Origin of the sequence: Kitasatospora phosalacinea, from assembly GCF_000717185.1 — a bacterium.
GTDB classification, from domain to species: Bacteria; Actinomycetota; Actinomycetes; order Streptomycetales; family Streptomycetaceae; genus Kitasatospora; species Kitasatospora phosalacinea_A.
The window spans coordinates 1-18,730 of sequence record NZ_JNYE01000064.1; the positions used below are offsets into that span (position 1 = coordinate 1).

16 protein-coding genes and 1 pseudogene are annotated in these 18,730 nt (G+C 77.6%); 7 read left to right on the plus strand and 10 right to left on the minus strand.

Annotated elements, in window-relative coordinates; genetic code table 11:
* Window positions 1–41: 41 nt before the first annotated feature.
* A pseudogene (locus tag OO57_RS38615) lies at window positions 42–927 on the minus strand (alpha/beta fold hydrolase).
* 138 nt (window positions 928–1,065) lie between these two features.
* Here OO57_RS38615 and OO57_RS24865 point away from each other — a divergent pair.
* Window positions 1,066–3,012: an AfsR/SARP family transcriptional regulator gene (locus OO57_RS24865; protein WP_033254871.1), complete on the plus strand. Its 1,947-nt coding sequence runs from the start codon at window positions 1,066–1,068 to the stop codon at window positions 3,010–3,012.
* A 31-nt stretch (window positions 3,013–3,043) separates the two neighbouring features.
* Here the strand turns inward: OO57_RS24865 and OO57_RS24870 are convergent, their stop codons facing one another.
* From OO57_RS24870 to OO57_RS24890, 5 genes are all read right to left on the minus strand, one after another.
* Window positions 3,044–3,889, minus strand: a complete 846-nt coding sequence (locus OO57_RS24870; protein ID WP_051778208.1) for a hypothetical protein — start codon at window positions 3,887–3,889, stop codon at window positions 3,044–3,046.
* Window positions 3,890–3,949: 60 nt separating this feature from the next.
* Window positions 3,950–4,978 (minus strand): serine hydrolase domain-containing protein, encoded by a 1,029-nt coding sequence (locus tag OO57_RS24875; protein WP_199811319.1) that lies wholly within the window; start codon window positions 4,976–4,978, stop codon window positions 3,950–3,952.
* A gap of 4 nt (window positions 4,979–4,982) precedes the next feature.
* Window positions 4,983–5,918, minus strand: coding sequence for a DUF6895 family protein (locus OO57_RS24880; RefSeq protein ID WP_033254872.1), 936 nt, complete (start codon window positions 5,916–5,918; stop codon window positions 4,983–4,985).
* Window positions 5,915–6,697, minus strand: a complete 783-nt coding sequence (locus OO57_RS24885; protein WP_051778209.1) for a hypothetical protein — start codon at window positions 6,695–6,697, stop codon at window positions 5,915–5,917. The genes OO57_RS24880 and OO57_RS24885 overlap by 4 nt, the downstream gene beginning before the upstream one ends.
* 113 nt (window positions 6,698–6,810) lie before the next feature.
* A complete protein-coding gene (locus OO57_RS24890) occupies window positions 6,811–7,017 on the minus strand; it encodes a hypothetical protein (protein ID WP_033254873.1) in 207 nt (68 codons plus the stop codon).
* A 506-nt stretch (window positions 7,018–7,523) separates the two neighbouring features.
* Between OO57_RS24890 and OO57_RS24895 the strand changes: the two genes are divergently transcribed.
* Complete coding sequence (locus OO57_RS24895; RefSeq protein WP_033254874.1) at window positions 7,524–9,395, plus strand: transketolase; 1,872 nt, start codon at window positions 7,524–7,526, stop codon at window positions 9,393–9,395.
* Between the two features lie 198 nt (window positions 9,396–9,593).
* Window positions 9,594–9,854, plus strand: coding sequence for a hypothetical protein (locus OO57_RS24900; RefSeq protein ID WP_033254875.1), 261 nt, complete (start codon window positions 9,594–9,596; stop codon window positions 9,852–9,854).
* Window positions 9,855–9,902: 48 nt separating this feature from the next.
* Here OO57_RS24900 and OO57_RS24905 read toward each other — a convergent pair whose 3' ends face one another.
* Entirely contained in the window at window positions 9,903–10,118 is a 216-nt protein-coding gene (locus tag OO57_RS24905; protein WP_033254876.1) for a DUF6480 family protein, read from the minus strand.
* A 332-nt stretch (window positions 10,119–10,450) separates the two neighbouring features.
* Here OO57_RS24905 and OO57_RS24910 point away from each other — a divergent pair, with 332 nt between their 5' ends.
* Complete coding sequence (locus tag OO57_RS24910) at window positions 10,451–11,734, plus strand: lycopene cyclase family protein (RefSeq protein ID WP_051778210.1); 1,284 nt, start codon at window positions 10,451–10,453, stop codon at window positions 11,732–11,734.
* 52 nt (window positions 11,735–11,786) lie between these two features.
* Window positions 11,787–13,343 (plus strand): FAD-dependent oxidoreductase, encoded by a 1,557-nt coding sequence (locus tag OO57_RS24915; RefSeq protein ID WP_033254877.1) that lies wholly within the window; start codon window positions 11,787–11,789, stop codon window positions 13,341–13,343.
* 14 nt (window positions 13,344–13,357) lie between these two features.
* On the opposite strand, the gene OO57_RS24920 is transcribed toward OO57_RS24915, so the two are convergent.
* The 3 genes from OO57_RS24920 to crtI are packed head-to-tail and all read right to left on the minus strand — an operon-like array spanning window position 13,358 to window position 16,951.
* Entirely contained in the window at window positions 13,358–14,356 is a 999-nt protein-coding gene (locus tag OO57_RS24920; protein ID WP_033254878.1) for a DUF5914 domain-containing protein, read from the minus strand.
* A complete protein-coding gene (locus OO57_RS24925; RefSeq protein WP_033254879.1) occupies window positions 14,353–15,375 on the minus strand; it encodes a phytoene/squalene synthase family protein in 1,023 nt (340 codons plus the stop codon). Before OO57_RS24925 ends, OO57_RS24920 begins: the two co-directional genes overlap by 4 nt.
* Complete coding sequence (gene crtI / locus OO57_RS24930; RefSeq protein ID WP_106974100.1) at window positions 15,362–16,951, minus strand: phytoene desaturase family protein; 1,590 nt, start codon at window positions 16,949–16,951, stop codon at window positions 15,362–15,364. Before crtI ends, OO57_RS24925 begins: the two co-directional genes overlap by 14 nt.
* A 394-nt stretch (window positions 16,952–17,345) precedes the next feature.
* Here crtI and OO57_RS24935 point away from each other — a divergent pair, with 394 nt between their 5' ends.
* Both OO57_RS24935 and OO57_RS24940 read left to right on the plus strand, forming a co-directional pair.
* Window positions 17,346–17,765 (plus strand): hypothetical protein, encoded by a 420-nt coding sequence (locus OO57_RS24935; RefSeq protein ID WP_051778211.1) that lies wholly within the window; start codon window positions 17,346–17,348, stop codon window positions 17,763–17,765.
* A gap of 37 nt (window positions 17,766–17,802) precedes the next feature.
* Window positions 17,803–18,684, plus strand: coding sequence for an SDR family oxidoreductase (locus OO57_RS24940; RefSeq protein ID WP_033254880.1), 882 nt, complete (start codon window positions 17,803–17,805; stop codon window positions 18,682–18,684).
* Window positions 18,685–18,730: the final 46 nt, after the last annotated feature.

The following is an 18,730-nucleotide window of genomic DNA, read 5'->3' on the forward strand; positions in this document are numbered from 1 at the left end:
CTCCCTCCCTCCCGCCGCCGCCCCGCAAGCCGCCGCAGGGCTCAGCGGAGCAGCAGGTCGCGGATCGCCCCCGCGACCTCGTCGGGCGCCTCCTCGGCCATGAAGTGCCCCGCGCCGGTCAGCCGGTGCTCCAGGTCCGGTGCCCACGCCCGCCAGACCCCCGGCCGCGTCGTAGCCCAGTTGGCTGCCCCAGTCCTGCTGGAGGACCGTCACGGGCATGGCCAGTTGCGACCCGGCGTCCAGGTCCGCCCGGTCGTGCGTGACGTCGATGCCCGCCGAGGCCCGGTAGTCCGCGACGATCGACGGCACCGCCGCGGCGCTCGCCCGCAGGTACTCCGCCCGCACGTCCGGCGGCATCGCGGCGGGGTCGCCCGCCCAGGCGTCCAGGAACGAGCCGAAGAACACGTCCGCACTGTTGGCGATCATCGTCTCCGGCAGCCCGGGCGGCTGCGCCATCAGGTACAGGTGGTAGCCGACCGCCGCCCGGACGCCCCGCAGCACGTCCCAGGTGTCCAGCGTCGGCACGACGTCGAGGACGCCCAGGTGGGTGATCGTCTCCGGGTGGTCCAGGGCGGCCCGGAAGGCGACCAGGGCGCCCCGGTCGTGGCCGACGAGGGCGAAGCGCTCGTGGCCGAGCGCCGCGGCCAGCGCGACCACGTCCGCGGCCATGGCGCGCTTGGAGTACACCTCGGGGCCGGTGGCCACCGGCTTGTCGCTGGCGCCGTAGCCGCGCAGGTCGGGGCAGACCACCGTGTGCCGCTCGGCGAGCCGGACGGCGGCGTGCCGCCACATCAGGTGGGTCTGCGGGAAGCCGTGCAGCAGCACGACCGGGCTGCCGCCGCCGTTGCCGCCGACGGCGGCGAACAGCTCCACCCCGTCCGCGCCGGGCAGGCGGACGCGGTCGAAACCGGGAACGGTGAGCGTCATGGAAGGCCCCTCTCCTGGGGTCGGCGGACCGGCGGGAGCGTCGGTCCGGGGACTGGTGCGACCAGCGTGGCCGACGGCGATCAGCAGCCGATCAGCACGCTTCGACGCCGCGGGTCCCGGCCCCGGAAGATGGGGGACATGCGAATCGACGTGCTCGGCGCCGTGCGGGCCCTCCACGACGACGGCACCCCCGTCGACCTCGGCGGACCGCGCCACCGCGAGGTCCTCGCCCGGCTCGTCGCCGCCGACGGCCGGATGGTCGCCACCGACACCCTCGTCGACGACCTGTGGACCGACCCGCCGGTACGCGCCGTCGGCGCACTGCGCACCTTCGTCGCCGCGCTGCGCCGCGCCCTCGAACCCGAGCGGCCGCCCCGCACCCCGCCGCGCCTCCTGGTCACCGAAGGTCCCGGCTACGCCCTGCGCCTGCCGCGCGACGCCGTCGACGTGCACCGCTTCGAGGACGCCCTGGCCCGGGCCCGCCGCACCCCCGACGCGCTGGCCGACCTCGACGCGGCCCGCGCCGCCTGGCGCGGCCCGGCCTACGCCGACGTCACCGACGCCGCCTGGGCCCGGCGCGAGCGCACCAGGCTGGAGGAACTGCGCCTGGAGGCGACGGAACTGCGCGCCCGCATCCTGCTCGACTCCGGTACGGGGGCCGAACTCGTCGCCGAACTCGGCGCCCACGTCGCCGAGCACCCCTGGCGCGAACCGGCCTGGGGGCTGCTGGCCCGCGCCCTGCACCGGGCCGGCCGCCAGGCGGACGCGCTGGCCACCCTCCGCCGCGCCCGCACCATGCTCGCGGACCGGCTCGGCCTCGACCCGGGCGCCGACCTCCGCCGCCTGGAGACCGACATCCTCCAGGACACCCCGCAACCCCCGCCCCCGCCCCCGCCCACCACGTGGACCACCGGCGTCCGGCTCGGCCCGCGCACCACCGTCGAACTCGCCCGCACCCTGGCCCTGGCGGGCGGCGACGCCCTGGCCCACTCGCGGCGCGACCGCCTCGCCGCCGTCCTGGCCGCGGAGCGCACCGGGGACGCCGCCCTGACCGCCCGCGTCATCGGTGCCTACGACGTGCCCGCCCTCTGGAGCCGGGCCGACGACCCCGGGCAGTCCCGCGCCGTCGTCGAAGCCGCCGAACGGAGCCTCGCCGCCCTCGGCCCCGCGGGGCCCGCCGACCTGCGCGCCCGCCTGCTGGCCACCGTCGCGGTCGAGAGCCGCAGCGCCGACCTGGCCGACAGCGCCGCCGGGGCGCGCGCCGCCCGCGCCGCCCGCGAGGCCGAGGCGCTGGCCCGGAGCCTGGACGACCCCGCCCTGCTGGCGTTCGCCCTCAACGGCGTCCTCCTCCAGACCTTCGCCCGACCCGGCCTCGCGGCCGCCCGGGACGCGACCGGCGCCGAGATCCTCGACCTCGCCACCCGCCACGACCTGCCGAACTTCGCCGTGCTGGGGCACCTCGTCCGCCTGCAGTCCGCCTCCGCCCGCGGCGACCACGACGCCGCGACCGCGCACGCCGAGGCCGCGGAACGGCTTGCCGCCACCACCGAGGCCTCCCTCGTCCCCGTCCTCACCGCCTGGTACCGGGCCAGTGCCACGGCCGCCCGAAGCGCCGAACCCGGCGGACCGACCGCCGCCACCGCCGCGGCCCGCTACCGCGCCGCCGAGGACGCCCTCGCCGCGACGGCGGCCATGCCGGGCCTGCACCGCGGCCTGTTCGCCCTCGCCCTGCTGGGCCTGCGCCTCCTGCACGACCGGCCCGCCCCCACCGACCCCGCCCTCGACTGGGGTCCCTACCGCCCCTGGACGCAGCCCCTCGTGCTGCTCGCCCGGCACCGCGACGAAGAGGCCCGCGCCGCCCTCGCCGCCGCCCCCGAACCGCCCCACGACCACCTGCAGGAGGCGCTCTGGTCCCTCACCGCCCGCGCCGCCGCCCGCCTCGGCGAACCCGGCGCCGCCGCCCGCGCCGCGACGGCCCTGCGCCCCGCCCGGGCCGAACACGCGGGCGCGGCCAGCGGACTGCTGACCCTGGGTCCGGTGGCCCGCTACCTGGCGGAGGCCGAGGACTGCGCCCACCGCGACTGACGGCCGGACCGGGACCGGACCGGCCGTCCGCTCAGGCCCCGGCGGCAGCGTCCCAGTAGCCGGGGACGCCGGGCCCGCGCCCGCGCAGGTCCCGCCGGACGGTCGTGGCCAGCCGCAGGGTGTCCGTGCGGCTGACCCGCGCCCCGAGCACCGCACCGGCCAGCAGCGGAGCCAGGGACGGGAGCTTGCGCAGCCCCGAACGGGTCAGCCGCCTGCCCACCTGCCGGCGCAGCGCCGCGCTCCGGTTCAGCGCCAGCAGCGTCCCCGGACGGGACAGGTCCAGGCCGCGGCCCTCGCTCCACACCGCCAGGTACGCGTACGAGCGCTGCCGGGCCGACCCGTCCGGCGCCTGGCCGTAGACCGCGTACAGCTCGGCGACCAGCTTCAGCTCGATCGCCGCGGACGCCAGCAGCTCGGACGCCAGCTCGACCGGCATCACCAGCGGCAGCGGCATCACCGCCACCGTCCCGGCGCTCGCGCCGACCGCCGTCGAGGCCCGCACTGCCCCGGCGGTCAGCAGGTCCGCCAGCTCCTCCGGGGTCCGGGCCCCGGGGTGCTGGGCCCGGAGCGTCGCCAGGTCCCGCACCGGGATCCGCGGGGCCGCGTCCAGCAGCCGCTCCGTCAGCGCCCGCAGCCCGTTGCGGGAACCCGTCCCGAGCCGACGGCCGCCCCGGCCCAGGCCACCGCCCAACCGCCGCGCCAGCACGCGCATCCGGCGCGCCGTCCCGCCCCGCGACCCGCCGTCCGGTTCCTCCGCCTCGGCGGCGATCCGGGCCAGCTCCGCCCCGACCCCGTCCTGCTCCGCGGGGAACCCCTCCGCAGGGAAGCCCTGCTCGGGAAACCCCTCCGGCCGTTCCGGCCCACCGATCGGTGCCATGTGCTCGCCTCCACTCCAGCGCGGACTTCCCACGTGCCCGTCTGCCCGGGCCCGGCCGCTTCAGGCCCGCCGCCCCGCGGCCCGCAGCACCTCGTACCCCGCCTGGACGAAGTGCCCGTTCAGCACCGGCCCGGCGTTGGCCAGTGCCGCCACCGCGACCGACTCCTGCGGCGAGAACCCGGCGAAGGCGGTGAAGCCCCGGGTGCCGCCGGAGTGGAAGTACAGCTCCCGCCCGCCCGAGCCGCGCCGGTTCCACACCAGGCACAGCTCGTCGCCGGAGCCCGGCAGCCGCAGCCGCGGCCGCCGGACCTCCCGCAGGGCGGCCGCCAGCCCGGCGGGGTGGCCGTCCAGGTGGGCCCGCAGGTAGCGCAGCAGGTCGGCGCCGCTCGCCCGGACCGCGCCCGCCCCCGGCAGGCCGGGGATCCGCCAGGGCGGCAGCGCGCGCCCGTGCCGGTGCCCGACCGCCCGCCCGGGTGCGTCCGGGGCGCAGGTCGTGGCGCCCAGCCCCAGCGGCGACAGCACCCGCCGCGCGAGCAGCTCGCCGTACGGCAGCCCGGCGCGCTCCGCCAGCGCCCGCCCGAGCAGCCCGACCCCGTAGTTGGAGTACCGGTACCGGCTGCCGGGAGCGGCCCGCACGGTGGTCCGGGCCAGGGCGGCCCGCAGCTCCTCCTCGCCGAAGGCCGCGTACGGGTTGCCGCCCCAGGCGGGCAGGGCCGACGCGAGCAGCCCCGGCGGCAGCCGGGGGAGGCCCGAGGTGTGGGTGGCCAGATGCAGCAGCCGCACCGGCCCGCCGGAGCGGACGGCCACCGCGGGCCAGTCGGCGGGCAGCAGGCGCTCCACCGGGTCGGTCAGGGCGAGTTCGCCGCCCGCCGCCATCGCGGCGAGCAGCAGTGCGGTGAACGTCTTGCTGACCGAGCCGAGTTCGAAGACGGTGTCCGGCGTGCACGCCGCCGCCCGCCCCCGCCCCGTCCGCCCGAAGCACCGCACCTGCTCCCGGTCGCCGACCGCCACGGCCACCACCACGGCGGTCGCGGACGAGGCCGCGGCCGCCCGCACCGCCGCGGCGACCGCGGCCTCCACGCCGCTCACCCGCTCACTCGCCCGCCGTCGCCCGCAGCGCCCGGGCGAGCGTGACGTCACCGGCCACCACCGCGACGACCGCGGTGTGCTGGTGGTCCAGGAACACCCGTTCGCGGTCCCCGTCCACGTCCACCGGATCGCTGTCGCGCGGCAGCAGCCCGTCCTCGTGCTGGACGGCCGCCAGCGCGTCCCAGCCCTGCCGCCCGGTGGTCGGCTCGCCGAAGCAGGCGTCGACCACCAGCAGCTCCGCGACGAGGTCCCACTGCCCGACCTCCACCCAGACGTCCAGCCAGACGGGCAGCCAGTCCCGGACGTAGTCGCGCATCGGCCCGGGCAGGCCCTCCGGGCGGGCGCCCCAGTCGGTCAGGTGGAAGACGGTGTGGGTGATGTCGTAACCGGTCATCCAGTTCACCGCCCACGGCTCCGGCCGGGCGCCGAGCCAGGTGCCGCGGGCCAGCGCCTCCCAGTCCGGCCGGTGGTCGAGCCCGACGACCCGCCGGGCGTTGGCGACGCCCAGGCGCCGGTTGGCCCGGATCTCCTCGGCGTCCGAGGCCCGCAGGCGGCTGAGCGAGTCGAGCAGCTCCTCCAGCGGCGGGTGCCGGTACCCGGCCCGGGCGAAGTGGCCGTAGGTCTCCAGCGGGTCGGTCATGGTGAAGTGGTGCAACTGGCGCTCGTACAGCAGGTCGCCCTCGCGCAGCTGCGCCCAGCAGCCGTCCAGCAGCTCGCGCGCGGCCCGGGAGTCGGCGGGGCCGCTGACGCCGTCGCGCAGGACCAGCGAGGTGGCGAGCGCGACCTCGCCGAGCGGCTTGTACGCGTTGTCGGCGTCGCCGAAGTCGATCAGGGTGTTGTCCGGGATCCGGCCGAGGCCGTCGCGGTGCGCGGCGTGCAGCCAGGACAGCGCGCGGGAGCCGAGCCGCTGCGCACTGGCGAGGACCTGGGTGTCGATCATGCGGCCCGCCTCCCGTCACCCTCGGAGCGCCCGTCACCTTCGGGGCGCCGGTCGCCCCCGGAGCCCCCGGGACCTCCGGAGCGCTCGGACAGGCGGCGGGCGACGGCGAGGCCCAGCCCGGTGCGGGCGCTGCCGTCCCCGGCCAGCCGGATCCGCTCCAGCACGGGCCCGACCTCCAGCCGCGGCGCCAGGCCCTCGGCCCCGGTCCAGGCGACCCAGCGGACCAGCCGGGCGGCGGTGGTGAGGTCGTGGCGCAGCAGCGAGCGGACGGTGCCGCGGGCCAGCTCCAGGGCGTGCGCCCGGGCGCCCTCGTGCACCGGCCCGTCGAGCCCGGGCAGCGCCAGCCCGGACAGCTGCGCCATCCGCACCGACCAGGCCCGCCAGCCCACCTCCTCCGGCCCGGGCAGCACCGGCGGCCACGGCACCGCGCTCCCGTACGGGGTGCGGGCGAGCAGCTGCCCGGCGGCCCAGTCCTGCCACTCGACCACCCGGGCCGCCTCCGCGGACGGCGCCAGCGGAGCCGGGAGCACCCGCCGGGCCTCGGCCAGCAGCGCGGCGGTGGGCCCGTCCGGCCCGGCCCCGGCGAGCAACCGGGGGGCGAAGAGGTCGGCGCCGAGGACCCGGACCGCCGCCAGCAGCGGTCGGGGCGCGGTCGCGACCGGCTCCTGCGCGAGGGGGGCGGCGGGAGCGCCGTCCCGGAGGGCGTCGAGCGTCAGGCGCGCCACCCGTTCGACGGCGGCGGCGTACTCGTCGCGCAGCGGTGTCTCGGCGAACGGCATCTGCGGAGTCCCTCCTGGTGCGGTACCGGGACGCGGTACCGGGGTGCGGCACCGGGCCGGCCCGCGCGGCGGACCGGCCCGGTGATCAAGCCGCCGTGATCGAACCGCCCCGACTACCGGGTCGGCCTCTCCTTCGGGGGCTTCGGCGACAGCAGCAGCCCCAGCACCAGGAGTCCACCACCCACCGCCTCGGGGGAGTACGTGGGCGCGTCGGACACGACGGCCTCGTCCTCCAGCATCAGGCTCGCCAAGGCGGCGGCCTCGGTCGACGTCGCGGTGCGTGACGCCGGAGCCGTTTCGGTCCGGAACTGAGTAAGCATCAGATGTGCCTCCTCGTCTGGATTTCACCACCCGATCGGGTGGCGCCCCCTCGTTCAACGCTACGAGTGCGAACGGCTGCCTGCATCCCCAACCCCGGAAACCGGGACGCCCACCGGGGCGCGCGCGCCACCGCCACCCCGAGGGCAAGCGAAAGGCCCGGACGCCGTGCCCGCGGTCCCGTCCTCCGGCCTCCGCCGGACGGCGGGTTCAGTAGGGCATCGGGCGGCCGGAGGGGGTACGCAGGTCGAGCGGGGGACGCGGTCGCGGGGTCGCGGGGCGCCGGACCACAGTGGTCGCTGCCATCTCCATCACCTCCTCGACTTCCTCCCACCTCTACCCACCCCGACCCGTTCGACACCCGGCCCCGTCCCGAGGAGCCGGTCGGCCGCCCGGTCCGTGCGTCGGCCCGGCCGCAGCGGGTAGGCGCGCCCCGGCCCGCCGCCCGTCCCCGCTCCCGTCCCCGTCCCCGTTCCCGAGACCGACCAGCCAGAGAGGCCCGCCCGACATGACCACCCAGTCCCTCCTCGGCCCCGACACCGAACCCGCCCGGCTCCACGACCTCGCGCAGCAGCTGCGCGTCGACGCCGTCCGGGCCAGCACCTCGGCCGGGTCCGGGCACCCCACCTCCAGCCTGTCCGCCGCCGACCTGATGGCCGTGCTGATGACCCGCCACCTGCGCTACGACTGGGAGGCGCCCGACAACCCGGACGCCGACCACCTGGTGTTCTCCAAGGGCCACGCCTCCCTGCTGCTGTACGCGATGTTCAAGGCCGCGGGCGCGATCGGCGACGAGGAGCTGATGACCACCTACCGGCGCTTCGGCCACCGCCTCCAGGGCCACCCCACCCCCGAACTGCCCTGGGTCGACCTGGCCACCGGCTCGCTCGGCCAGGGCGTCGCCTGCGCCGTGGGCATCGCGCTGGCCGGCCGCGACCTGGAGCGCCGCGACTTCCGGGTGTGGGTGCTGTGCGGGGACAGCGAGACCACCGAGGGCTCCGTCTGGGAGGCCCTGGACAAGGCGGGCCGCCACCGGCTCGGCAACTTCACCGCGATCATCGACGTCAACCGCCTCGGCCAGAGCGGCCCCACCGAACTCCAGTGGGACACCGACGCCTACGCCCGCCGGGTCGAGGCGTTCGGCTGCCGCGCCCTGGTGGTCGACGGCCACGACCTGGACGCCGTCGACCGGGCCCTGACCACGGCCGCCGACGGCACCGCGCCCACCGTCATCGTCGCCCGCACCGTCAAGGGCCGGGGCGTCGCCGAGGTCGCCGACCAGGAGGGCTGGCACGGCAAGCCGCTGCCCGAGGACCTCGCCGAACGCGCCGTCGCCGAACTGGGCGGGGAGCGCGACCTGCGGGTGCGCGGCCCGCAGCCCCCGCACGGCAGCCCCGCCCTCAAGGTCCGCGCCCCCGAGGTCGAACCGCCGCGCTTCGAACCCGGCGAGAAGGTCGCCACCCGGGTCGCCTACGGCAGGACGCTCGCCGCCCTCGGCGCCCGCCCCGACGTGGTCGCCCTGGACGCCGAGGTCGGCAACTCCACCCACGCCGAGGACTTCGCGAAGGCCCACCCCGCCCGGTACTTCCAGAGCTACATCGCCGAACAGCAGATGGTCGCCACCGCCGTCGGCATGGCCGTCCGGGGCTTCCGGCCCTACGCGACCACCTTCGCCGCCTTCCTCACCCGCGCCCACGACTTCATCCGGATGGCCGCCGTCTCCCAGATCACCATGTCCCTGTGCGGCACCCACACCGGCGTGGAGATCGGCGCCGACGGGCCCTCCCAGATGGGCCTGGAGGACCTCGCCATGATGCGCGCCGTCCGCGGCTCCACCGTCCTCTACCCGGCCGACGCCACCGCCACCGCCGCCCTCACCACCGCCATGGCCGACCTGCCCGGCATCTCCTACCTGCGCACCACCCGCGGCGCCTACCCGGTGCTGTACGGGCCCGAGGAGGAGTTCCCGGTCGGCGGCTCCAAGACCCTGCGCCACGGCCCGGACGACCGGGTCACCCTGGTCGGCGCCGGAGTGACCCTGCACGAGTGCCTGGCCGCCGCCGACCGGCTGGCCGAGGACGGCGTCCCCGTCCGCGTCCTCGACCTCTACTCGGTCAAACCCCTCGACACCGAGGCCCTGCTGAGGGCCGCCCGCGAGACCGGAGCCCTGGTGGTGGCCGAGGACCACCACCCCGAGGGCGGCATCGGCGAAGCCGTCCTCTCCGCCCTCGCCGCCGCCGACGCCCACCCCGCCGTCACCCACCTCGCCGCCACCGGCCTCCCCGGCTCCGGCACCACCGAGGAACTCCTGCACGCCGCCGGGATCTCCCGCGACGCGATCGCCGCCGCGGCCCGCACCCTCGCCGACCGCCCCCGCTGACCGGGCTCCCGCCCGTGCCCGCCGCGTCCGCCGGTCGCCCGCCGCCACCGGTGGACGACCGGCGCATCGTCGCAGGTGCGGGCACGGATCCCGGAGCGGAGGTTCGTGGACGCCGGGGGGCGGCGGGCGTAGAGTTCCGCACCGGCAGGACCGGAACCGCAGGAGGGGGACCTCGTGGCTCAGGACAAGGAACACCGCATGAACCGGCAGTACGACGGATGGCGCACCGTCTACGGCTCCGCACCGCGCAGGCGGCCGACCCCGGGGGGCACCTACCTCGAACTCCACGGCGGCCCGTTCGACGGCCAGCTCCTGGACGTCGCGGGCTGGACGCCCGACGAACTCGCCGAGGGCGCCTGCCTCGTCGTCCCCGGGGACCGGACCGGCCCCCGGGCCGCCTACGAGGCCGACCCCGGCGACCCGACCCGGTGGCACTACCGCGGCCACAGGCACTGCTGACCAGCCTGGCCCGCCGGGGCGCCGGACGGCAGCCCCTCAGGAGCACCCTCAGGCGAAGATCCGCCCGAGCGCGAAGCCGATGCAGCAGACGACCATCACCATGATGACCAGCAGGGGGACCCAGCCGGGCCAGGCCGTGTGCAGTTCCACCGCCTCGGGGGTGGAGATGCCGTGCGTGGTCGAGGCCTCGCACTCAGGGGTCTCGACCGGCACGGAGTGGCCGGGCAACTGGGCCGAAGCGGGAACGGAGTGGCTGACGGACATGGTGTCCTCCCGGGGGTCCCGAGTCTCGTGGCGTGCCGGTGCGCTTCCACCTCCCACGGTCCACCCGGCAGCGCCCGGGTGCAAAGTCGGCTCCCGCCCCGCACCGTCCGGGCAGGAGGCGACCCCCGCTTCGACCCTCGCCGCGACCGGCCCGCGCCGGGTCCGCAGAGTCCGCCGGGTCCGCCGGACAGCGGACACGGCGGCATGTCCCGACGAATGACCCGGCCGCACCCGGGCCCGGGTGCCAGGCTGGGACCACCACCGTGACACCCCACCAGCGGAGTCCCGACGCCCACGGCGCACCCCGTCCGGAGCCGGAAGGCGGAAGCGAGTTGAGAGGCACCGCGCAGACCGCGCCCCTCGCCCTGGTGATCATCGGCGGGGGAGCCGCCGGACTCAGCCTGGCCGACTCCCTGGTCAGGCACGACCCGGAAGGGGCCGACGGCGCCCCCCGGTTCGACGTGACCGTCGTCGAGGCACCGGAAGGCCCGCTGCGCCCGGCCCCCCGGACCTGGTGCTTCTGGGACGACGGCCCCGGGGCGTACGAGGCGGCCGTCACCGCCCAGTGGTCCCGGCTGCGGATCACCGGCCCGGACGGCGACGCCGTCGAAGCGGCACCCGCCCCCCTGCGCTACCGGATGCTGCGCTCCACCGCCTTCGAGGAACTGGTCCACGGCCGCCTCGCCGCCCACCCCCGGGCCAGGGTCCTGCGCGCCACGGTCCGGCACGTGCAGGAGCGGCCCGACGGCCGGCCCGGCGCCCGCGTGCACGCCGCCGACCCGGACGGCCGACCGCTCACCCTCGACGCCCGGTACGTCTTCGACTCCAGGCCGCCCGCCCGGCCCCCGCTGGCCCGGACCGCCCTGCTGCAGCACTTCCGGGGCTGGTTCGTGCGCACCGACCGCCCGCGCTTCGACCCGGCCGCGGCGGACCTCATGGACTTCCGCGTTCCGCAGCCCGCCCACGGCCTCGCCTTCGGGTACGTCCTGCCGCTGGCCCCCGACCGCGCCCTGGTGGAGTACACCGAGTTCTCCCGGCACCCGCTGACCGCCCCCGCGTACGAGCGCGCCCTGCGCGCCTACACCGGAGAGGTCCTGGGCCTGGGCGGATTCACCGTGGAGGACGTCGAGCAGGGCGCCATCCCGATGACGGACGGCCGCTTCCCCCGCCGCACCGCCCCCGCGCACGTGCACATCGGCACGGCCGGCGGCGCCACCCGCCCCGCCACCGGCTACACCTTCGCCGCCGTCCAGCGCCAGAGCCGCGCCATCACCGAGGCCCTCGGCCGACCGGCCGCGCCGCACCGCCCCGCCCCGGCCCCCGCCCCCCACCGCCGACGGGCCCTGGCCATGGACGCCGTCCTGCTGCGCGCCCTGGACACCGGCCGCGTCGACGGGCCCCGCTTCTTCACCTACCTGTTCCGCCGCACCCCCGCCGAACAGGTGCTGCGCTTCCTGGACGGCGCGAGCACCCTCCGCGAGGAACTCCGCATCGGCCTGCGCTGCCCCGTCGGCCCCATGCTGCGGTCGGCCGCCGAACTGCCGCTGCTGCCCCGCCGGGCCGCGCCCGGCACCCGCCCCGCACCCGTACCGCCCACCCGTGAGGACCACCGTTGACCACGCCCCGGCACCACCGCGACCACGCCGCGCACCGCACGGCGGCGCACGCGTGAGCCGCCCGCACCCCCGCGCCCGGCACGGGCGGGACCGCCGGGCCGAAGTGCTGCCCGCCGCTCCGGGCCACGCCCGCTTCCCCGGCGCCGAACCGCCCCGGGTGGCCGTCGTGGGCGGCGGGATCGCCGGCCTGGCCGCCGCGACCGCCCTCGCCGAACGCGGCATCGACGTGGTCCTCCACGAACGGGAACCCGTGCTGGGCGGGCGGGTCGCGGGCTGGAGCACCCGACTCGCCGACGGATCGACCGCGACCATGAGCCGCGGCTTCCACGCCTTCTTCCGCCAGTACTACAACCTGCGCGGCCTGCTGCGGCGCACCGACCCCGGCCTCACCCGGCTGGTCGGCCTGCCCGACTACCCCCTGCGCCAACGCTCCGGAACGACCGACAGCTTCGCCCGGGTGCCGCGCACCCCGCCGTTCAGCGCCGCCGGCTTCGTCGCCCTCAGCCCCACCTTCGGCCTGCGCGACCTCGCCGCCCTGGACGCCCGGGCCGCCCTCCCGCTGCTGGACGTCCGCCTCCCCGAGGTCTTCGAGCGCCACGACACCACCAGCGCGCACGACCTGCTGGAGCGGATCAACTTCCCCGAGGCCGCCCGCCACCTCGCCTTCGAAGTGTTCTCCCGCAGCTTCTTCACCGACCCGCGCGAGCTGTCCGCCGCCGAACTGCTGCTGATGTTCCACATCTACTTCCTCGGCTCCTCCGAAGGACTGCTCTTCGACGTCCCCACCGAGCCCTACCCGCAAGCCCTGTGGGAGCCGCTGGCCGCCTACCTGACCGCCCTCGGCGTCGACCTGCGCACCGGCTCCGCCGTCGACGCGGTCCGGCCGCTGCCCGACGGGGACCTCGAAGTGACCTCCCCCGGCCGGGGCACCGAACGCCACCGGGCCGTGGTCCTCGCCCTGGACCCGGCCGGCCTGCGCAGCCTCGTCGCGAACTCCGCGGACCTGGGCGACCCGGCCTGGCGCGCCGACATCGCCGCGCTGCGCACCGCACCGCCCTTCCTGGTCTCCCGGCTATGGCTGGACCGGCCGGTCGCCGCCGACCGGCCGGGCTTCCTGGGCACCAGCGGCTACGACGGACTGGACAACGTCAGCGTGCTGGAGCGCTGGGAGGGCGAAGCGGCCCGCTGGTCCGCCCGCACCGGCGGGTCCGTGGTCGAACTGCACGCCTACGCCGTGGCCGCGGACGCCGAACCGAAGGAGGTCCAGGAACGGACGGCGGCCCGGCTGCACGAGGTCTACCCGGAGACCCGCGACGCCCGGACGGTGGACGTCCGCCACGAATGGCGCCAGGACTGCCCGGTCTTCCCGGTCGGCGGCTGGTCGCGCCGCCCCGGCGTCACCACCCCGCACCCCGCCGTCGTCCTCGCCGGGGACCTCGTCCGCACCGACCTGCCCGTCGCCCTGATGGAACGCGCCGCCACCACCGGCTTCCAGGCCGCCAACACCCTGCTCGCCCGCTGGGGCGTCACCGGCCAGACCCTGTGGACGGTGCCCCGGGCCGGCCGCTCCCGCCCGCTGCGCGCCCTGGCCCGCCGGGCGGCCCGCTGACCGACCGGGCCCCGTCAGCCCGGGAAGCGGCCGGTGCTGCGCAGCGCCCAGCGGCGCTCCGCGTAGGCCAGGTCGTCGCGCCACAGCCGGCCCGCGGTGCGGCGCACCAGCGGCCGCAGGACCGGGGCGAGCGCCCGGGCCGCCGCGAAACCGCGCCGCCCGGAACGGGCGACGACCGCCTCCACCACCGCCGTGCGCGGCGCGGGGGAGGCCGGGCCGGTCAGCGGGGTGGCGTGGGTCTCCACCACCGACCCCGCCCCCTCGCCCTCGACGATGCGCATGACGACCGTGCGCGGCCCGGGCGCGGTGAAGACCGCGCGCACCGGCACCACCAGCCGCCCGGCCACCCGGAACGACACGTCCACCACGAACCCGTCCTCCCCGGTGCCGTCCGGGACCTCCCGAACCGCCAGGTCCGCGAACGCGTAGGGGTGGAACCAGGAGCCGTGCCACGGGTCCAACCGGTTGGCCACCACGTCCTCGGGCTCGCAGCGGCCCAGCCCCGTGTACACCGCCGCGAGCGCCCCCCGCAGCCCGGGCCGCGGCACCGCCACCGGCCGCCCGGTGGGCTCCTCGCCGCCCGCCGCGTCCAGCCGCACCCAGGCCAGCACCCCGTCCTCGTGCACCGGATAGGGCTCCCACCCGGCCGCCGCACCGCCGTCCAGGGCCAGCCCGTGCCAGCGGCAGACCAGCGTGCCGCACACCACCCGGCCGTCCTTCAGCGGCGCGCCCAGGTGCGGGCAGACCCCCGGCCCGGCCCGCAGCGCACCCGCGGCGTCCCGCCACAGCACCACCTCCGTACCGGCCACCAGCCGCCCGCTCGGCCGACCGCCGACGGCGACCTCCCCGGCAGCGCCGACGGCGAACCAGTTCCCCGAGGGCCGGGCCCCGGCCCGCTCCAGCGCGGCGGCGATCAGCGCGGGTCTCGCCGCCCGCCACGACGGCTCCTGCCGCGCCCAGCCCGCACCCCGGCGCAGCCGCAACGGCGACCTCCAGCGGGACGGGGCGCTCACCGCGCCGCCCTCCGGCCCGCCCGCCGACGGCGCGCAGGCCCGGCAGCGGGCCCGGCAGGAGGCCCGGGCGGGGGCCCGCTCCGGGCCGGGGCCCGCACCCTGGCCGCCGCGACGCGGACCAGCCCCGACGCGGCGACGGCCGCCCTCCGGCGCACCGGCACCACCGCCCGCCGGTGCAGCACCGGGTAGCCGCCCTCGGCGATCGCGTCGAGGATGCCGCCGTACAGCAGGAAGGCCGTCCGGATGCAGGGCCGCACCCGGGGCTCCAGCATCGCGATGCCCGGCTCGGCCTCCCGGTAGACGTCGCGGGTCAGCGCGGCGGCGGCCACCAGCGCGGCCCGGATGCGGGCGTCGTCCCGGCCCGTGCGGCGGCTCCACTCCAGCAGCGGCCGGTCCACCCCGTGGGCCGAGAGCAGGTCGGCCGGCAGGTACACCCGGCCGCGGTCCAGGTCCTCGCCCACGTCGCGCAGGAAGTTGGTCAACTGGAACGCCACCCCGAGGGCGGCCGCGTACGGCTCGGCCTCGGCGCGGCCCGTCACCGTGCCCAGGACGGGCAGCATCTGCAGGCCGATCACCGCCGCCGAGCCGTGCATGTAGCCGTACAGGTCCCGGTAGGTCGGGTAGTCGGTGACGGTGAGGTCGGCGCGCATCGAGGCCATGAAGTCGGTGAACAGCACCGGGGCGATGCCGTACCGCCCCGCGGTGTCCGCGACCGCCCGCACCACCGGCTCGTCCGCGCCGCCGCGCCGCAGGCCCTCGGCGAGGTCCCGCTCCAGCACCCCCAGCAGCCGGTCGCGCTCGGCGGGCGTCTCGCGCCGGTCCAGCCCGTCGACGATGTCGTCCGCCCAGCGGGCGAAGCCGTACAGCGCGTGGACCGCGCACCGGCGCTCCGGCGGCAGCATCCGGGTCGCCAGGAAGTAGGTGCGGCCGTGCCGGGCGTTGAGCTCGCGGCAGGCGGTGTACGCCGCCCGCAGGTCGGGGGCGGTGATCCCCGCGGCGTCCAGTTCACGGGCCGTCATGCAGCACTCCTGCGGTCGAGGACGGGACCGGCGTCGCGCCGGTGCCGGGCGGCGGGGCGGGGGCCGCGGGCGCGCGGCGTCGCGCGGGGGCCGGACGCGTCGCGCCGGTGATCCGGGCGGCGGCGAGCTTCCCGCTGATCAGCACGGTCGGGACGCCGACCCCGGGGGTGGTGCCGCACCCGGCCAGCACCACGTTCTCCAGGCCCCGCACCAGGTTGCGCGGCCGGAACGGGCCCGTCTGCGCGAAGGTGTGGGCCGCGGAGAACGGCGTGCCGGCCGCGTGCCCCAGGGCGGTCCAGTCCGCCGGGGTCACCAGGCACTCCTCCTCCACGGCCGCGCCGATCCCGGTCAGCCCGCGCCGCTCCAGGGTGTCGAGCAGGCGGTCGCGGTAGCGGGGCGCCAGGTCGCCCCAGGCCGCGGCGTCCGGACCGATGACGGTGTTGGGCACCGGGGCCAGCACGTAGTGGGTGTGCCGCCCGGCCGGGGCCGCCGACGGATCCGTGCCGGTCGGGCGGGTGACCAGCAGCGAAGGGTCCGTCATCAGGCGGCCGGTGCGGGTCAGTTCGTCGAACGTCCGCTCCCAGGCGTGGCCGAACGACAGGGTGTGGTGGGCCAGCTCCGGCCACGTCCGGTCGGTCCCCAGGTGCAGCACCACCGCCGACGGCGAGAACCGCAACGGCACCGCCCGCCGCGGCGCCCGCCCCAGCAGCCGGTGCGCCACCGGCAGGTCGGGGGTCAGGACGACCGCGTCGCAGGCGATCCGCCCGCGGTCCGTGACCACGGCCGTGACCCGGCCCCCGCTCCGCTCCAGCCCCACCGCGGTGCTCCCGTAGCGGAACGCGGCCCCCGCCGCCGCGGCGGCACCGGCCAGCGCCCGGGGCAGCTCGTGCATGCCGCCGCGGGGGAACCACACCCCGGCCACCGTGTCCATGTAGGCGATGACCGCGTAGGCGGCCAGCGCCCGGGCCGGCGCCACCCCCGCGTACAGCGACTGGAACGAGAAGACCCGCTGCAACCGCTCGTCGCGCAGGTGCCGCCCGATCCGCGGAGCGAGCCGACCGAACCCGCCCAGCGCGGCCAGTCGCACCAGGTCCGGGGTGAGCAACTGCCACGGCGAATCGAAGTTGGCGTCGATGAAGCGCCGCATCTGCGCCCGGTGGAGCCGGACCAGCCAGCGGCGCAGCTCCCGGTAGCCCGCGGCCTCCCGGGCCCCCGCGAAGCGCGCCACCTCCGCCTCCATCGCCTGCGCGTCGGTGTGCACGTCCAGCGTGCTGCCGTCGGCGAACCGGGCCCGGTAGGCGGGGTGCAGCGGCAGCAGGTCCACGTGCGCGCGCAGCGAGGTGCCGACCGCCGCGAACGCCTCGTCGGCCAGGTCGGGCATGGTCAGCACGGTCGGCCCGGTGTCGAAGAGGTACCCGCCGCGCCGGATCCGCCCCGCGCGCCCGCCGGGCCCCGCGTCCCGCTCGACCACCGTCACCCGCCGCCCCGCGCCGACCAGGTGGCAGGCCGCGGACAACCCGGCCAGACCCGCCCCGACGACGACCACGTGATCGGACGGCGGCACGGTGCGCCTCACCGCGCCGCCCCCGCGCCGCCGGGGGAGCCGTGCCCCCCGGCCGGGGAACGGGGCACGCCGGATCGGTCGGCCCGCCCGGGCGGGGCGGTTCGGCGCGGGGAGGTTCGGCCCCCCGCGGACGTCGGCAGTGGTACGGAGGACATCGGGCTCGCTTTCCCGTCGGGTTCCGGTGCACATCCCGTCCGGGCGTCCCGGAGACGTCGCGCACCAGCGGCGCAGGGCATCCTCTCCGTCTATCCCCTCTCCCGGGGATCCAGTCGCCCGCGGCACACGATTCACCCCCGAGCGGCCCCGCCGCGGTGTTCGCGTGTGACCCGCCCGCCGCCGGGCAGACGCGGCGGGGCCGGTCGACGGACCCGGACCCGCGGAGCGCGGGAGGAAGGCGGGCAGTGGGATGGCTGACGGTACGCAGGAAGAAGCCCGGGAGCCCCGGCGGCACGGGCGGCCACCGGGCACGGACGACGCGACGGTCGAGGCGCTGGGACTGCTGTCCGAGGCACTGGAGACCACCCAGCGGGCCCGCGGGAGCCTGTACGACTTCCACCAGCTCACCGGCGGCGCGGACCGGACGGTCGGCGAGGCGGTGCGCCGGCTGCGGGAGGCCGGGCACGGTGAGCAGGCCGACCTGGTCGCCCGCGAGGTCCAGGGAGCGGACGTCCTGCCGGGCATGTGGACGTTCCAGATCGTCGAGGCGTACGACGACGGCTACCACCGGCGCTTCACCGAGGTCGAGCGGCAGGTCCGCGCCGCCCTGGGCGGCGGCCGCGCGCACATCGCCGAATCCGAGATGAAGCAGCGCCGTGAGACCACCTGACGATCCGCTGCGCACACCACCGACGGGCGGGAAGGGCGTGTCGCCCCTGGCGGGCCGGGTCGTCGTGGTGACCGGTGCCGCCCGCGGCCTGGGCGCGGCCCTGTCCGCCGCCCTGTCGGAGCGGGGTGCGACCGTGGCGCTGCTCGGGCTCAACGGGCCGGCGCTGGAGCAGGTCGCCCGGTCCCTGCCCGGGCGGAGCGGCTGCTGGGAGGTCGACGTCACCGACGACGCGGCGATGGACCGTGCGGCCGCCGGGGTGCGGGAGCAACTGGGCACGCCGTCGGTGCTCGTCGCCAACGCCGGGGTGGCCGAGGGCGGGCCGTTCACCGGATCCGACCCCGCCACCTGGCGGCGGGTGGTCGAGGTCAACCTCACCGGCAGCGCGATCAGCGCCCGCGCCTTCCTGCCCGACCTGCTCGCCACCCACGGCTACCACCTGCAGGTCGCCTCCCTGGCGGCGATGGGCACCTCGCCGATGATGAGCGCGTACTGCGCCTCCAAGGCGGGCGTCGAAGCGTTCGCGCACGCCCTGCAGGCCGAACTCGCCCACCGGCACGTCGGGGTCGGCATCGCCTACCTGAACTGGATCGACACCGACATGGTCCGCGACGCCGACCGGCACACCGTCCTGCGGGAGCTGCGCGCGCACATGCCCCGCCCCGCCCGCAAGGTGTACCCGGCGCCCACCGTGGCGGCCCGGCTGGTGAAGGCCGTCGAACGGCGCTCCCCGGCCGTCTACGTCCCCGGCTGGCTGCGCGCCGTCCAGCCCGTCCGCGCCGCCCTGCCGCCGCTGGTCACCCGCCTGTCCCGCACCGAGGTGCCGCGCATCGCCGACCACCACCCCTTCCGCGCCACCGGCCTGCTCGGCGCCGGCGGCCGGGACGCAGCCGCCTCCGACGGGCCCGACCGGCCGCGGTAGCCGGGTACCGTGGGCGGTGTGAACGACCGACCTGCATGGCGCGTCG

Excerpts from the sequence above, each read along its gene's own strand:
- OO57_RS24900 (WP_033254875.1), top strand. The coding sequence starts at position 9,594 with ATGAACCGGCAGTACGACGGATGGCGCACCGTCTACGGCTCCGCACCG.
- OO57_RS24895 (WP_033254874.1), top strand. The coding sequence starts at position 7,524 with ATGACCACCCAGTCCCTCCTCGGCCCCGACACCGAACCCGCCCGGCTC.
- OO57_RS24870 (WP_051778208.1), bottom strand. The coding sequence starts at position 3,889 with ATGGCACCGATCGGTGGGCCGGAACGGCCGGAGGGGTTTCCCGAGCAG.
- OO57_RS24880 (WP_033254872.1), bottom strand. The coding sequence starts at position 5,918 with ATGATCGACACCCAGGTCCTCGCCAGTGCGCAGCGGCTCGGCTCCCGC.
- OO57_RS24935 (WP_051778211.1), top strand. The coding sequence starts at position 17,346 with ATGGCTGACGGTACGCAGGAAGAAGCCCGGGAGCCCCGGCGGCACGGG.
- OO57_RS24925 (WP_033254879.1), bottom strand. The coding sequence starts at position 15,375 with ATGACGGCCCGTGAACTGGACGCCGCGGGGATCACCGCCCCCGACCTG.
- OO57_RS24890 (WP_033254873.1), bottom strand. The coding sequence starts at position 7,017 with ATGCTTACTCAGTTCCGGACCGAAACGGCTCCGGCGTCACGCACCGCG.
- OO57_RS24905 (WP_033254876.1), bottom strand. The coding sequence starts at position 10,118 with ATGTCCGTCAGCCACTCCGTTCCCGCTTCGGCCCAGTTGCCCGGCCAC.
- OO57_RS24885 (WP_051778209.1), bottom strand. The coding sequence starts at position 6,697 with ATGCCGTTCGCCGAGACACCGCTGCGCGACGAGTACGCCGCCGCCGTC.
- OO57_RS24865 (WP_033254871.1), top strand. The coding sequence starts at position 1,066 with ATGCGAATCGACGTGCTCGGCGCCGTGCGGGCCCTCCACGACGACGGC.